The organism is Mesorhizobium sp. BR1-1-2 (genome assembly GCF_020165435.1).
In the GTDB taxonomy this organism is placed as follows: domain Bacteria; phylum Pseudomonadota; class Alphaproteobacteria; order Rhizobiales; family Rhizobiaceae; genus Mesorhizobium.
The window spans coordinates 443,754-457,156 of sequence record NZ_JAIUID010000003.1; the positions used below are offsets into that span (position 1 = coordinate 443,754).

Genomic DNA, 13,403 nt, shown 5'->3' on the forward strand with positions numbered 1-13,403 from the left:
ACTGTACGAGTGTCGATTGGCCGGAAAGGCCCGGCATTCCTGCCAGAGGCGATGGGGATGAGCACAGCCAGTAACGGCGCTTCCACCTGGAAGGCCGACATCGCGTTTGCGTTGCTTGCCACCTTGCTGCTGCTGGCGCTCGATCGCTATGCCGGATTCCCGCAACTGGCCAACCCGGCCGGCGACAATGACAGCCTGCTGCAACTGGTGGAGGTTCGCGACCTCCTGGCCGGCCAGGGCTGGTTCGACCTGCACCAGTACAGGATGGGGCTGGAGGGTGGCTTCGTCATGCACTGGTCGCGGCTGCTCGACGCCCCGCTGGCGCTCGGCATACTTGCCCTGTCGGCCCTGACGGGCAGTGCCGCTTTGGGCGAGCAGGTCGTGCAGGTGCTTTGGCCTCTCCTGCAATTCTGGCTCGCGCTGTTCTCCATCATGCGCGCCGCGCGCGCTTTCGCCGGCGAGCACGCGGTCCTGCCCGCTGCGGTGGTCGGCGGAGCGGCTTTGTACTATCTCGGAATCTTCTCGCCCGGCGCACTCGATCACCACAATGTCCAGCTGATGCTGACCTTGGCCGGCCTGGCTTTGCTGCTTGAAGCACCTCGCCACCGGCCCGCCGCCCTGTTTGCCGGCGCGTGCGCCACCCTGGCATTAGCGATCGGCATGGAAAGCGCCCCCTATGCTGGAACCCTCGGCGCCGTCGTCGCCCTGCTGTTCCTCGTCAGCGGTGCCGGCGAAAGGCTGATCGCCAGGGATTTTGGCTTGGGCGTCACCGCCGTCTCGGCCCTTGTTTTCATCACCACCATACCGGCTTCGGCATGGGGGCAGGCCCAGTGCGACACCTTCTCGACTGTGCAGTTCGTGGTTGCCGCGCTTGCCGGCGCCGGCCTTGCGGTCATCGCCTCAGGGGGCGCCGCCAATGCGACGTACGGCCGTCGCCTGGTCTCGCTCGGCCTGCTGGCGTTCGTGCTTGTCCTTGTCGTGATGTTTCTGTTCCCGCAATGCCTGGCTGCCCCCTATGCGGACCTCGACCCGCGCCTCCAGCAGATGTGGCTCGGTCATATCGACGAAGCGCAATCGATATTCCAGCTCGTCGCGGCCGATCCGGCCAGGGCGGTGGCGCGCTTCGCGACGCCGCTGGTGGCGATCATCCTGATGGCGCTGCGCCTCGGCAAGGGCGGCTGGCGGCGGCAGGACAGTCTCGTCGGGGCGCTGCTGCTGGTGGCTTTCCTGGTCAGTGCCTGGGAGGTCCGCGGCTCGACCTTCTCCATCGCCTTCGCGGTGATCCCGCTTTGCGCCTGGATCGCCAAATGGCGGCAGCGCGCCGAAAACAGTCCGTCCGGTGGCTCCGTGCTCCGTATGGCCGCAGCCTGGCTGATCTCGGTCAATGCAGTTTGGTCCAGCGCCGCCGAGGCGGCATCGAATGCCTTCCAGACCGGTACGGCCATCACGGACGCCGGCATCGATGCACCTTGCAACAGCAAGGCCTCGTTCGCCGCGCTCGCCCGCATGCCTCACACCACGGTGCTGGCCGTCTCCAATCTCGGCTCGCCGATCCTGGCCTTTACCGGCCATCGCGCGCTCGCTGGGCCCTACCACCGCAATGTTGCCGGAAACCTGCTCGTATTCGATGCCTTGCTGGGCTCGGCTACTGACGCGAAAGCCGTCGTGGCAAGCCATCGCGTCGGGATTGTCGCGCTCTGCCGCGGCAACCCCGAAACCAGGCTTCTCGCAGCCAAGGCGCCTGACGGCTTTCTGGCCGGGCTGATGCATGGCAGGGTGCCGGATTGGCTGGAACCGGTGGCGGAGACTGAGGACGCGCCGCTGGAGCTCTATCGCGTTCGCCCCGCCGGTTGAGAATCCGCGTGAGCGACGACGCCCTTGAGCCCGGACGGCTTTGCGGAGAACAACGCGCTTTAGCGGCGAAAATCGATTTTCCCGCTACGTTTCCTAAAGGGTTTGCTGCCAGTCTCGGGCATAAATTCCGACTTCGAGAAACAGGGACACCGATGCAAACTTCGTTTGGCACCGGTCAGGCAAACAGGGAGAGCACGGATCTGGCATTCACCGATCCGTTGACCGGGCTTGGCAACCATCGCCGCTTCTTCGACAAGGTCGATCGCCTGATCAGCGACCGTGCCGACGATCCCGCGCCTTTCACCGTCGGCATTCTCGACCTTGATGGCTTCAAGCCGATCAACGATCTGTTCGGCCACAAGGCTGGCGACGACATCCTGATCCAGGTGGCGATGCGGCTGCGCGCCTCGATGGACGGCCATTCCACGGTCTGCCGCATCGGCGCCGATGAATTCGCCTTCCTCTACCCGCTGGTGTTCTCAGAGGAGGCGGCGGCCGAAAAGTCGCGCATGCTGATCGAGATCCTATCCGCCCCTTACGATGTCGGCGAGCGCACCGCCAGGCTGTCGGCCTCCGTTGGTTGTTCGCTGTTCTATTCCGGCGACGAGACCACCGAGATCCTCATCAACAAGGCCGAAACGGCGCTTTACCATGCCAAGCGGTCCGGCCGCGGGCGGGTCGTCGTTTATACCCGCGAAATGGAAGAGGCGGCCAAGCGCGTCACCCGCATCGAGCAGGCGCTGCGCCGCGCCGTCTCGGCCGGCGAGGTTGAGCCGCATTTCCAGCCGATCGTCGACCTCGCCACGCGTCGCACCATCGGCTTCGAGACGCTGGCGCGCTGGACCGACCGCGATCTCGGCTCGGTACCGCCGACCGTCTTCATTCCGATCGCCGAGGAGCGCGGCATTATCGGCCCGCTGTCGCAGCTGGTGCTGCGCAAGGCGACCGAGGCGGCGAGGAGCTGGCCGAAGGACCTGTTCCTGTCCTTCAACCTGTCGCCCTCGCAGCTCGTCGACCAGAACACCGGCCTGCACATACTGGCGATCCTCGACCGCACCGGCTTCGATCCGCGCCGTCTGGAGATAGAGATAACCGAGACCGGCCTGATGAACGATCCGGCCTCGGCCGCGCAGATCGTCGAGGACCTGCGCCGCGTCGGCATCCGCGTTTCGCTGGACGATTTCGGCACCGGCCAGTCCTCGCTCGGGCGGCTGCGCGAATTCCATTTCGACAAGCTCAAGATCGACCGCGCCTTCGTCTCCTCCATTCTGGATGACCGCCCGTCGGAGCACATCATCCGCGCCATTCTCGCAATGTGCGAAGGGCTTGGCATGGATGTCGTCGCCGAAGGCATCGAGGAAGAGGCGCAGGCCGACCGGCTCGTCCAGTTCGGCTGCGCCGGTGGGCAGGGCTATCTGTTCGGCAAGCCGGCCGACGCCGACGCCACGCTCGGCTATCTCCGCGACTCCTTCCGTGGCGCCCTGCGCGCCAAGGCGATCTGAACGGCGATCGTCCGTCCCGATCGAAGTCCAGGCGTGCCCGTGCGCGGCCTCCAGGCTTTTTGTCAGACATAAGCCGGAAAATCCGTCTTTTCGCCCTTGCTCGCCGGATCGGGCTGGCTAGGATGCGCGCCGGTCAACCCGGGAGACTAAAACCATGATGCCATCGGCACGTTTTGCCGACCTCGAAAGTGCTTCGGTGCTGATCACCGGCGGCGGCTCCGGCATCGGCGCGGCATTGACCGAGGGTTTCATGCGCCAGGGCGCCAAGGTCGCCTTCATCGACATCGCCGACAAGCCCAGCACCGCGCTTGCCGACCGCATCGAGAAAGAGCTCGGCCGCCGGCCGCTCTACCTCAAGACCGATCTGCGCGACATCGAAGCGCTGCGGGCGTCTGCCGCGAAGGCGGCCGAAGCGCATGGCGAGGTCACCGTGCTGGTCAACAATGCCGCCTGGGACGAACGCCACGCCGTCGAGGACGTGACGGTGGAGTTCTGGGATAACAACCAGGCGATCAACCTCAGACCGCATTTCTTCACCGCGCAGGCCGTGGCGCCTGGCATGAAGCGCGCCGGCGGCGGCTCGATCATCAACTTCACCTCGACCTCCTACCTGATCAACCACCCCGACATGCCGGCCTACACCGCCGCCAAGGCCGGCATACTCGGCCTTACCAAGGGTTTGGCCGGCAAGCTCGGCCCCGACCGTATCCGCGTCAACGCCGTCGCGCCCGGCTGGGTCATCACGGAACGGCAGCAGGAACGCTGGGTCACGGAGCAGGCGCTTGCCTCTCATGTCGCCAAGCAGTGCATCAAGGATGTCATGCGGCCGGACGATTTGGTCGGCACCGTGCTTTTCCTGGCCTCGGATGCATCGCGCATGCTGACCGCGCAAATGCTGATCGTCGACGGAGGTTTCCTGTGAGCCCCGGGTTTGCCGGCCCCCGATTTGCCGGCAATGTGCCGGCAGTCGCGGCGCTCGATTGGGGCACGACCCGGCTTCGTGCCTGGCTGATCGACGGCGGCGGCAAGGTGCTTGCCGAGCGTCGCGGCGACGACGGACTGATCACCGCGCGCGAGAAGGGCTTTTCCCGAGTTCTCGAGGATCATCTCGCCGCCATGGGCGCGCCGGAAACGCTGCCCGTCATCATCTGCGGCATGGCAGGCTCGCGCCAAGGCTGGCTCGAAGCGCCCTATGTCAGCGTGCCGGCGCCGATCGGCGCCATCCTGGCCGGCGCGGCCCGAATCCCGGGGGAGAGCCGCGACATTCGCATCGTGCCCGGCCTCGCCCAGCGCCTGGCCGATGCGCCCGACGTCATGCGCGGCGAGGAGACGCAGCTGGCCGGCGCCGGTTTGCCGGCAAAGGGCCTTGAAATCGTCTGCATGCCGGGCACCCATTCGAAATGGGTTCTGGTCGAGGACGGCGCCGTTGCCGGCTTCGGCACCTGGCCGACCGGCGAGCTGTTCTCGGTGCTGGCCGCGCATTCGATCCTGCGCCATTCGCTCGGCGAGCATCCCAAGCCGGTTGAAGCCGACAACCCGTTCTTCCGCCGCTGGTGCGAGGCGGCGCTGGATGAAGGTGGCGACGTCACCGCAAGGCTGTTTTCGATCCGGGCCGCCGGCCTGCTCCAGGATCTGAAGGCCGACGATGCCGCGGCCTGCCTGTCCGGCCTGCTGATCGGCGGCGAGATCGCTTCGGCGAGGCGCCGCCAGGCCGCCGGCGCCACATCGGTGGTGCTGATTGCCTCCGGCGCGCTTGCGGTGCTTTATCGGCAGGCGCTCGGCCTTGCCGGGCTTGGCGTGCGGACCGTCGACGCTGACGAGGCGGTGCGCGCCGGCCTGATCGAGGCGGCGCGCGAGAACGGCATGATCGCCAGAACCGGAGTTGCCCGATGAGTCAGACCGCTGCCTTCCCGAAGCTCAAGCGCGGGCTGGTCGCCATCCTGCGCGGCCTCAAGGCAAGCGAGGCGATCGCCATCGGCCAGGCATTGTTCGATGCCGGCATCGAGGCTATCGAGGTGCCGCTCAATTCGCCTCAGCCGTTTTCGTCTATCGCCAGGATTGTCCAAGTGCTGCCGAAAACAGCCCTGGTCGGTGCCGGCACGGTGCTGACCGCGGTCGATGTCGATGGCCTGCACGAGGCCGGCGGCCGGCTGCTGGTCAGCCCCAACATCGATGCCGAGGTGATGGGGCGCGCCATGCATTACGGCATGGTGACCATGCCGGGTGTGTTCACGCCGACGGAAGCCTTCCAGGCGATCCGGCTTGGCGCCTCGGCGCTGAAATTCTTCCCGGCGAGCGTGCTGGGTGCATCGGGCATTTCGGCGATGCGTGCCGTGCTACCGGCTTCGACGCTGGTCGGCGCGGTCGGCGGCGTCTCGGAAAAGGACTTTGCCGGCTACAAGGCCGCCGGCGTCTCCGTCTTCGGCCTCGGCTCCAGCCTGTTCAAGCCGGGCATGAGCGTCGACGACGTGGCCGCGCGGGCCCAGGCGGCGGTAACAGCCTGGGATGCGGTGTTCGGAGAGGCATGATGAGCGAAGCGATCGTTTCGGTTTTTTCCGACCATGTCTGCCAGCTCGGCGAGGGGCCGAGCTACGACCCCGCCACCGACACGCTCTACTGGTTCGACATCGTCAAGGGCCATCTCCTGGAAAAGCGCCTGTCCGGCGGCGCGACCCGGGTGCACGAGCTCGGCCGGATGGCCAGCGCCATCGCCGTCATCGATGACAAGCGCCAGCTGATCGCCACCGAAACCGGGCTTTTTGTCCGCGACGTCGCCACCGGCAAGATGACGCTGCACACGCCTGTCGAGGCCGACAATCCGGTCACCCGTTCCAACGATTCCCGCGTCCATCCCTGCGGCGCCCTGTGGACCGGCACGATGGGCAAGGGCGAGGAGAAGCGCGCCGGCGCGATCTACTGGTTCTTCAAGGGCGAATTGCGCAAGCTGTTCTCCGACATCACCGTGTCGAACTCGATCTGTTTTTCCGCGGACGGCGCGCTCGCCTATTACACCGACACGTCGACCGGGCTGTTGATGCGTGTTGCCTGCGATCCGGCGACCGGCCTGCCGGCGGGCGAGCCGAAGGTGTTCGTCGATCACCGGTCGGCCAAGGGCTTCGTCGACGGCTCCGTACTCGACCGCGACGGCATCCTGTGGAATGCCGTCTGGGGCGGCAAGGTGGTCAAGGGCTACGCCCCGGACGGCAAGCTGGTGCGCACGATCGCCATGCCGGTGACGCAGCCTTCCTGCCCGGCCTTTGTCGGCAAGAACGCCAGCCGGCTGGCGGTTACCTCGGCCTGGCACGGCAAGGACGACAAGCAGCGTCAGCTCGACCCGCAGGCCGGCATGACCTTCCTCCTCGACATCGAGGTCAATGGCCGGTTCGAGCCCCGCGTGCTGATCGCCTGATCCTGCCCGTCCGGTTGCCGGCCGAGGCGTTGTCACGCAACCGTCCGACGCTGTCGGTTTCACGAAAGCCGGCGGCATGCACCATGCAATGGTGGACGCCTCGCCGGGAGCGTTGATGATGTCGAGCCGCCAGCCGAAGCTGATCCTTATCCATGAGCCGGAACAGGCTTGCTTCGAGCGGCTGGTCGCGGAGGGTCACGCGCCGGAACGCGCCGCCGAAATTTCGTCCTACCTGGCGCAATCGACCGATCTCGCGCACGAGTTCGACGCGCTCGCTTCTGCCTTCGGGCGGCGCGGTTTCGGCTTCGCGGCGGTGGAGTTGGACGATGCCGCCGATATGCTCGCCAAGGCCGATCCGGCCGCCACGCTGGTCTGGACGCTGACCGACGGCATCGCCTATTTCCGGGGCGGCGCGGCGCCTTCGCTTGCCAGGCTGAACGGCCTGAAGACGATCGGCCCCGAGGATGCGCTGTTCGCCCTCTGCCAGGACAAATTTCGCTCCGGCGCCGTGCTCGGCGCGCTGGGCCTGCCGGTGCCGCAGGCCGGTCTGGCGCGCAACGGACAATGGCTGGTCGAGCCGCCGGTTTCCGCCGCCGGCTGGTTCGTCAAGCCGAACCGGCTTGGCGCCAAGATCGGCATCTGGTCGGATTCGCGCTGCGGCGATCTCGGCCATGCGCTGGAGCTTAGCCGGCGTGTTTTCGCCGCCTATCGCGACGACGTCGTCGTCCAGTCCTATGTCGCCGGCCGCAACGCGCGCGCCAGTTTCCTGGGCCTGAGGCCGGACACCGGCGTCGAAGCGCTCGGCGTCGCCTTCGTCGAGTCCGGCGGCGATTTCCAGACCATGGAAGACAGCCTGGCGCTTTACGGCGAGACCGGCGAGGCGGCGAAGGCGGCGGGCAAATACGCCGAGCCGCTTCTGCTTCCGGTCGCCGAAAGCCAGCCGGTCGCCGATGCAAAAGTCCGCGCCATCGCCGAGCGGCTGATGAGCGGGCTCGGCCTGCGCGACGTGTTTTCCATCGATCTCAGGGTCGAGCCCGACGACACCGTTCACCTCATAGAATTCGAGGTTTGCCCCGGCCTGCCTTGCTTCGATTTCCGCGCCTATTGCAGGTCGCAATGGGGGCTGGGGCTTGCCGACGCCATGGCGGAAACCGCCGCGAACAGGATAACGGCCCGGACCGTCGCTTCTTAGCGATGCGGCGGTAAGCGAACCCGCAACATCGTAATGCTTCCACGTTCCGGCGTGTCTATCCCAAAGGCATTCGCTCGAATGTCTGCAGGGCGGGGTCGATCATGTCCCAGGCATGGCCGCGGATGGCATATGTGACCACCTGCGGATTGAACTGGCTCGGGTCGTCAAGGCTGGTCGCGTGCACCGCTATCAGCTCCGGCCTTGCGACTTGCGTCAGGTAGACCGGCGTTCCACAGGTCGGGCAAAAGGCGTGGATCTTTTCGTTGCCGCTGTCGCCCGCCACCCGCCAGGTGCTCGCTTCGCCCGTTATCGTCACATCGGCTCGCCGGGGGAAGGTCAGATAGGAGCTGTGGCCCGTGCCGCTTCGCTTCTGGCACTCGTGGCATTGGCAATGGTTTTCGAAGATGGGTTGGCTGCTCGTTTCATAGCGGATCGCACCGCATGCGCATCCGCCGGTGTAGCGTTTGGTCATTGTCGTTTTCCCGCAGACGGATTTGCTGGTCAGGCCGATTTCGGCTTGGCGAAAATGTCGATGCCGCTGCCGGTTTCCAAAAAGGATTTCATGCTGGACAGCACCGCCGGCCATCCCTGGCTGATGCCCTTCGCCATGCCGCTGCCGGCTTCGAGTTCGTCATGGCTGACGGTCAGCCGCACCATGGTGTCGTATTCCTCGATGGCGAACGTCACCCGGCTGTATTTCGATGGATCGTCGGCCTGCGAAGCGTTTGCCCAGGTCATCACGAGACGCGTCGGCGGTGAAATCTCGACAACCTTGCCGACCAGTTCGACGGTCCGCTCGTCATTGGCGCGGATATGTTCCCATTTCGATCCAACCTTCCAGTCCGAGACGTTCTCGTGGCCCCAGTAACGCCGTGCGATGTCGGGCCTGGTTATGGCCTCGAACACTTTTTGTGGCGTCGAGCGGATGTAGGTCACGTAGACAAAGCTGGTCATCTCTGCAGTCATTGGTCTTCTCCTTCGAGTTCCTGTTTCAGGTCGTGCAGCAGGCTGAGCCGCTGGCGTTCGAATTTGCGCACCCACCGCTCGTAGACCTCGTGCAGCGGTACGGGATTGATGAAATGCAGCTTCTCGCGGCCGCGTTTGACCGTGCTCACCAGGTTGGCCGCCTCCAGCAGGTCGATGTGCTGGGTGGCGGATTGCCTGGCCATATCGAGATGTTCGCAAAGCTGGCCCAGCGTCTGCCCGTTCTTCTCGCACAGAAGGTCAAGCAGCCTTCTGCGTGTCGGGTCGCCCAGCGCTTTGAAAACCTTGTCCGCATCCATCGGCTTCACTCTGTGTGAAGTCATAATATGCAGGTAAATACCTGCATGTCAACAGGCGACCAGCCGGCATCGCGATAACCGGGGCTAAGGCCTACTCGGGCGTCGATTGCTGAACGGGTTGTGAGCCGGCCATGTAGCGGCCGTTGTCGAACGGCTGCGCCGGTTGTCTCTCAAGGACAACCGGTCAGGGCATCGCCTGCTGGCCAGGCTGCGGGTTGTGAGCCGTGAGGACTTCCTGTGAAGGCCGCCGCCAGCACCGGGTGCTGGCCGGGATAGACTTCAGACGCCTTCGACCAGCACGATCTCGCCGTCGGCCACCTTCTGGCGAATGGCGGCGGCGCGCTGGTATTCCGGCGAATGGTAGCAGTCATGCGCGGCGGCAAGCGTCTCGAACTCGATGACGACGTTGCGCGCGCGCCCGGCCCCTTCGGCCTTTTCATGCTCGCCGCCGCGCGCAAGGAACTTCGCGCCGAAGCGCTCGAAGGCCGGTTTGGCGGCGGCGACATAATCCTTGTAGCCTTCCGCATCGCGCACATCGACGCGGGCGATCCAGTATCCCTTGGGCATTCTTCTTCTCCGAACCGTTCGTTGGAAATTATGCCGAGCGCATTTCGTCGAGGATGGCTTCAGCCGCCGCGCGTCTGTCCGCCGCGGCGACGATCGGGCGCCCGACGACCAGATGGCTGGAGCCGCTTCGGATGGCATCGGCCGGCGTCATCACGCGCTTCTGGTCGCCATGGTCGCTGCCGGCGGGGCGTATGCCTGGCGTCACCACCGCCATGTCGGGCCCGACGATGCGGCGCACCGCCTCTGTTTCCGCGGCCGAGCAGACGATGCCGCCCATGCCGGCATGCAGCGCCTGTTCCGCACGCCGCAGCACCAGCGTGTGCGGATCGTATTCGTAGCCCGCGTCGATCACGTCCTGTTCGTCCATCGACGTCAGCACGGTGACGGCAAGCAGGCAAAGCTCGCTGCCTCTCGCCGCCTCCACCGCCGCCCGCATGGTCTTTGGGTAGGCATGCAGCGTCAGCATGGTCATACCCATCTTGACGATGTTCTCGACCCCCTTGGCCACCGTGTGGTCGATGTCGAGCAGCTTCATGTCGAGAAAGATCTTGTTGCCCCCGCTGGCGAGCTCCCTGGCGAAATCGAGCCCGCCGGCGAAGGCGAGCTGGTAGCCGATCTTGTAGAAGGAGACGACGCCGTCGAGTTCGCGCACCGCCTTCTCGGCCTCCTTCAAGCTCGGCACGTCGAGGCCGACGATCAGCCTTTCGCGCATTGTGTCGGCTTGCATCGCGCTGGCGATCACGGCTCGACCCGGGTCGACAGCATGCGCGAGGTTTCGATCAGCGTGCGGCATAGGTGCTCCATCGATTGGTGTAGTCGTTCGTCCCTGAAACGCCCGTCCTCGTCGAAGGCATTGCCGCCTTCCGGCACCGAGCATTCCGGCGTCACCACTTCCATCTGGCAACGCACCAGCACGGCGCGCAAATGATTGATGCAGCGTATCCCGGCGAAGTGTCCGCTGGAAGACGAACTGAGGCCGGCGACCTTGCCGGCAAACGGCCTCACCGCACGGCCGCCATCCTTGCGCACCCGGCTCACCCAGTCGATCGTGTTCTTGAGCAGCGGCGGAATGGAGCCGTTGTATTCGGGCGTGGCGATCAGCAGCCCGTCATGGGCAATGATCATCCGGGCGAGTTTCAGGGCGTTTTCGGGGACGCCTTTTTCCTTCTCGAGATCCTCGTCCAGGATCGGCAGGGGATAGTCGGCAAGCGAAATGCGGGTGACCTCGGCGCCTTGCACCGCAAGTTCCTTCTGCGCCACGTCGGCAGTCCTGCCACTGAAGGCCCCGATCCGGACCGAGCCGGCAAAGACCAAGATTCTTGGGATCACTGCCATTGGCCAACCTTGTTCCCGGACAGGTACAGCCAGAGCCCGCTCAAATCAATGCAGATCAGGCAAAGCGTCGACTTTCGAAGACATTCGCGGTCGACTTCGCGATCCCTAATGCGCCTCGCGCCGGTAGATCCACAGCTGCGTCGGCGGGATGTTGCGGATGATGAAGTCGAAATGCTTGACCGTGTAGTCGCCGCGGCCGGGCGGGATCGGCGACATCGGGCCGTAGGTCAGCTGCACGATCGGCCGGCCGGCCGGAATGCGGTCGAGCAGGCTTTCGACATAGGCGATACGCTGGGCGACCGGGAAGTTGAGCAGCGGCACGCCCGAGACCACCGAATCGAACATCATCCCGCTCTTGTCGCCAAGCGTGGCGTTGAGATTGAAGGCGTCGCCCTCGATGACGTTGACGCCGGGATAGAGCCGGCGCAGATGGCGCACGAAGTCGGTCGAATATTCGACTGCGTAGAGGTTTTCAGGCCTCACGCCCTGGGCCAGTATGGCGCGGGTGATGACGCCGGTGCCGGGCCCGACCTCGAGCACCGGCAGGCCGGACTTCGGGTCGACGATCGAGGCCATCTTGCGGGCGGTGATGGAGCTGGTCGGCACGATCGACCCGACCGTCTTCGGCTTGTCGATCCAGCCCTTGAAGAACTTCAGCTCGTCGTCGAACTTTTCGGCAAGCGCCTTCCGCAGTCCCGGACCACGTGTCATGCAAGCTCTCCTCAGCGCTCCCCTGAGAGCTACTTAACACCTAAGCCGCCCAAGGCAAGGCAGGGTCACGCCAATGTCGTGGATAAGATAGTTTTCGTCGCGTCCAAAAATGCGCGCCTTCTGCGGTTGACGGTGTGTCTTGGCTGCCGGCAGGTGGGGAGGCAGTCGACGCCGGCAAGGCAAGCCATACGCGCACAGGCCGTCGATCAATGCTCGCCGAACGACTCGAAAAAGTCCTTCATGCGGGCGAAAAAGCCGCTCGACTGGGGGGAATTGTCCTGTGAGGAGAGCTGTTCGAACTCTTCAAGCAACTCGCGCTGGCGGCGCGACAGGTTCTGCGGTGTCTCGACCGCCGTCTGGATGTAGAGGTCGCCGACATTGGGCTGGCGCAGCACCGGCATGCCCTTGCCCTTGAGGCGGAACTGGCGTCCGTTCTGGGTGCCTTCCGGCACCTTCACCTTGGTCTGCGTTCCGTCCAGCGTCGTCACCTCGAACGAGCCGCCAAGGGCGGCCGTCGTCATCGAGATCGGCACCTTGCAGTAGAGGTCGGCGCCGTCGCGCTGGAAGAATTCGTGCGGCTTGACCGCCAGGAAAATATAGAGGTCGCCCGACGGCCCGCCGCGCAGGCCGGCTTCGCCCTCATTGGCAAGCCGGATACGGGTGCCGTCCTCGATGCCGGCCGGAATGTTGACCGACAGCGAACGCTCCTCGGTGACGCGGCCCTGGCCGGCGCATTTCGGGCACGGATCCTTGATGGTCTGGCCGCGGCCCTGGCATTGCGGGCAGGTGCGCTCGATGGAGAAGAAGCCTTGCGTGGCGCGCACCTTGCCGTGGCCGTTGCACATCGAGCAGGTGACCGGCTGGGTTCCGGGCTTGGCGCCGGTTCCCGAGCATTCCGAGCAGGAGATCGAGGCCGGCACGCGGATCTGCGCGGTCTTGCCGGCAAAGGCCTCTTCCAGCGAGATTTCCATGTTGTAGCGCAGGTCGGCGCCGCGCTCGCGGCCGCCCGAAGAGCGGCGCTGGCGGCCGCCCATCATGTCGCCGAAAATATCCTCGAAGATGTCGGCGAAGCCGCCGGCGCCGAAACCGTGTGCGCCGCCGTTCATGCCGCCCTGCTCGAAGGCCGCGTGACCGAAACGGTCATAGGCCGCGCGCTTCTGGGGGTCCTTCAGCGTCTCGTAGGCTTCGTTGATTTCCTTGAACTTGTGCTCGCAGGCATGGTCGCCCGGATTGCGGTCGGGGTGGAACTGCATGGCGAGCTTGCGGAAAGCGCTCTTCAGTTCCTTGTCGTCGGCACCCTTGTGCACGCCCAGCGTTTCGTAGAAATCAGCTTTCATTTTTTCCCGCTGTCCGGATGCTCAACGTCTTCATGCAGTGTTGCGTCGTTTGCCGGCACGTTGCCACGATTTAGGATCGGCGCAGCCCGGATGCTAGGGCCGGTGCGGAGCTGTTCGTGCTTTTCGACGATTTTTTCCGCACTTTTTCTGCCAGGGTTGCAAAAAAGCCCGGCTTTGCGCCGGGCTTTCCGCTTTGTCTTGCCGTCAGCCGGT

15 protein-coding genes are annotated in these 13,403 nt (G+C 65.1%); 7 read left to right on the forward strand and 8 right to left on the reverse strand.

The window, feature by feature from the left end; genetic code table 11:
* The first annotated feature begins 57 nt into the window (after positions 1-57).
* The 7 genes from LB551_RS08655 to LB551_RS08685 all read left to right on the forward strand — a co-directional run bounded on the left by LB551_RS08655 (position 58) and on the right by LB551_RS08685 (position 7,957).
* Entirely contained in the window at positions 58-1,854 is a 1,797-nt protein-coding gene (locus LB551_RS08655) for a GtrA family protein (protein WP_224658898.1), read from the forward strand.
* 152 nt (positions 1,855-2,006) lie between these two features.
* A complete protein-coding gene (locus LB551_RS08660; protein WP_140551717.1) occupies positions 2,007-3,356 on the forward strand; it encodes a putative bifunctional diguanylate cyclase/phosphodiesterase in 1,350 nt (449 codons plus the stop codon).
* Between the two features lie 154 nt (positions 3,357-3,510).
* Positions 3,511-4,278, forward strand: coding sequence for an SDR family NAD(P)-dependent oxidoreductase (locus LB551_RS08665; RefSeq protein WP_224658899.1), 768 nt, complete (start codon positions 3,511-3,513; stop codon positions 4,276-4,278).
* Positions 4,275-5,249, forward strand: a complete 975-nt coding sequence (locus LB551_RS08670) for a 2-dehydro-3-deoxygalactonokinase (protein ID WP_224658900.1) — start codon at positions 4,275-4,277, stop codon at positions 5,247-5,249. The genes LB551_RS08665 and LB551_RS08670 overlap by 4 nt, the downstream gene beginning before the upstream one ends.
* Positions 5,246-5,884: a 2-dehydro-3-deoxy-6-phosphogalactonate aldolase gene (locus tag LB551_RS08675; RefSeq protein ID WP_140551714.1), complete on the forward strand. Its 639-nt coding sequence runs from the start codon at positions 5,246-5,248 to the stop codon at positions 5,882-5,884. The genes LB551_RS08670 and LB551_RS08675 overlap by 4 nt, the downstream gene beginning before the upstream one ends.
* Positions 5,884-6,765 carry an SMP-30/gluconolactonase/LRE family protein gene (locus LB551_RS08680; protein ID WP_224658901.1) on the forward strand — a complete coding sequence of 294 codons (882 nt, stop codon included), beginning with the start codon at positions 5,884-5,886 and terminating at the stop codon, positions 6,763-6,765. Before LB551_RS08675 ends, LB551_RS08680 begins: the two co-directional genes overlap by 1 nt.
* A 118-nt stretch (positions 6,766-6,883) precedes the next feature.
* Positions 6,884-7,957, forward strand: a complete 1,074-nt coding sequence (locus tag LB551_RS08685; RefSeq protein WP_224659016.1) for a D-alanine:D-lactate ligase-like protein — start codon at positions 6,884-6,886, stop codon at positions 7,955-7,957.
* Positions 7,958-8,012: 55 nt separating this feature from the next.
* Here the strand turns inward: LB551_RS08685 and LB551_RS08690 are convergent, their stop codons facing one another.
* The 8 genes from LB551_RS08690 to dnaJ all read right to left on the reverse strand — a co-directional run bounded on the left by LB551_RS08690 (position 8,013) and on the right by dnaJ (position 13,190).
* Positions 8,013-8,429, reverse strand: a complete 417-nt coding sequence (locus tag LB551_RS08690) for a GFA family protein (RefSeq protein WP_224658902.1) — start codon at positions 8,427-8,429, stop codon at positions 8,013-8,015.
* Between the two features lie 29 nt (positions 8,430-8,458).
* Positions 8,459-8,923 (reverse strand): SRPBCC family protein, encoded by a 465-nt coding sequence (locus LB551_RS08695; protein WP_224658903.1) that lies wholly within the window; start codon positions 8,921-8,923, stop codon positions 8,459-8,461.
* Positions 8,920-9,240, reverse strand: a complete 321-nt coding sequence (locus LB551_RS08700) for an ArsR/SmtB family transcription factor (RefSeq protein WP_140551710.1) — start codon at positions 9,238-9,240, stop codon at positions 8,920-8,922. Before LB551_RS08700 ends, LB551_RS08695 begins: the two co-directional genes overlap by 4 nt.
* A 279-nt stretch (positions 9,241-9,519) precedes the next feature.
* Positions 9,520-9,807 carry a DUF1330 domain-containing protein gene (locus LB551_RS08705; protein WP_140491638.1) on the reverse strand — a complete coding sequence of 96 codons (288 nt, stop codon included), beginning with the start codon at positions 9,805-9,807 and terminating at the stop codon, positions 9,520-9,522.
* Between the two features lie 28 nt (positions 9,808-9,835).
* A complete protein-coding gene (pyrF, locus tag LB551_RS08710; protein ID WP_263495733.1) occupies positions 9,836-10,534 on the reverse strand; it encodes an orotidine-5'-phosphate decarboxylase in 699 nt (232 codons plus the stop codon).
* 11 nt (positions 10,535-10,545) lie between these two features.
* Complete coding sequence (locus tag LB551_RS08715) at positions 10,546-11,142, reverse strand: NADPH-dependent FMN reductase (protein WP_224625293.1); 597 nt, start codon at positions 11,140-11,142, stop codon at positions 10,546-10,548.
* A 105-nt stretch (positions 11,143-11,247) separates the two neighbouring features.
* A complete protein-coding gene (gene pmtA / locus LB551_RS08720) occupies positions 11,248-11,853 on the reverse strand; it encodes a phospholipid N-methyltransferase PmtA (RefSeq protein WP_140551707.1) in 606 nt (201 codons plus the stop codon).
* 206 nt (positions 11,854-12,059) lie between these two features.
* A complete protein-coding gene (gene dnaJ / locus LB551_RS08725) occupies positions 12,060-13,190 on the reverse strand; it encodes a molecular chaperone DnaJ (protein ID WP_140551706.1) in 1,131 nt (376 codons plus the stop codon).
* Positions 13,191-13,403: the final 213 nt, after the last annotated feature.

Excerpts from the sequence above, each read along its gene's own strand:
- dnaJ (WP_140551706.1), bottom strand. The coding sequence starts at position 13,190 with ATGAAAGCTGATTTCTACGAAACGCTGGGCGTGCACAAGGGTGCCGAC.
- pyrF (WP_263495733.1), bottom strand. The coding sequence starts at position 10,534 with ATGCAAGCCGACACAATGCGCGAAAGGCTGATCGTCGGCCTCGACGTG.
- LB551_RS08665 (WP_224658899.1), top strand. The coding sequence starts at position 3,511 with ATGATGCCATCGGCACGTTTTGCCGACCTCGAAAGTGCTTCGGTGCTG.
- LB551_RS08685 (WP_224659016.1), top strand. The coding sequence starts at position 6,884 with ATGTCGAGCCGCCAGCCGAAGCTGATCCTTATCCATGAGCCGGAACAG.
- LB551_RS08695 (WP_224658903.1), bottom strand. The coding sequence starts at position 8,923 with ATGACTGCAGAGATGACCAGCTTTGTCTACGTGACCTACATCCGCTCG.
- LB551_RS08655 (WP_224658898.1), top strand. The coding sequence starts at position 58 with ATGAGCACAGCCAGTAACGGCGCTTCCACCTGGAAGGCCGACATCGCG.
- LB551_RS08700 (WP_140551710.1), bottom strand. The coding sequence starts at position 9,240 with ATGGATGCGGACAAGGTTTTCAAAGCGCTGGGCGACCCGACACGCAGA.
- LB551_RS08715 (WP_224625293.1), bottom strand. The coding sequence starts at position 11,142 with ATGGCAGTGATCCCAAGAATCTTGGTCTTTGCCGGCTCGGTCCGGATC.
- LB551_RS08675 (WP_140551714.1), top strand. The coding sequence starts at position 5,246 with ATGAGTCAGACCGCTGCCTTCCCGAAGCTCAAGCGCGGGCTGGTCGCC.
- LB551_RS08690 (WP_224658902.1), bottom strand. The coding sequence starts at position 8,429 with ATGACCAAACGCTACACCGGCGGATGCGCATGCGGTGCGATCCGCTAT.
- LB551_RS08680 (WP_224658901.1), top strand. The coding sequence starts at position 5,884 with ATGAGCGAAGCGATCGTTTCGGTTTTTTCCGACCATGTCTGCCAGCTC.
- pmtA (WP_140551707.1), bottom strand. The coding sequence starts at position 11,853 with ATGACACGTGGTCCGGGACTGCGGAAGGCGCTTGCCGAAAAGTTCGAC.
- LB551_RS08660 (WP_140551717.1), top strand. The coding sequence starts at position 2,007 with ATGCAAACTTCGTTTGGCACCGGTCAGGCAAACAGGGAGAGCACGGAT.
- LB551_RS08705 (WP_140491638.1), bottom strand. The coding sequence starts at position 9,807 with ATGCCCAAGGGATACTGGATCGCCCGCGTCGATGTGCGCGATGCGGAA.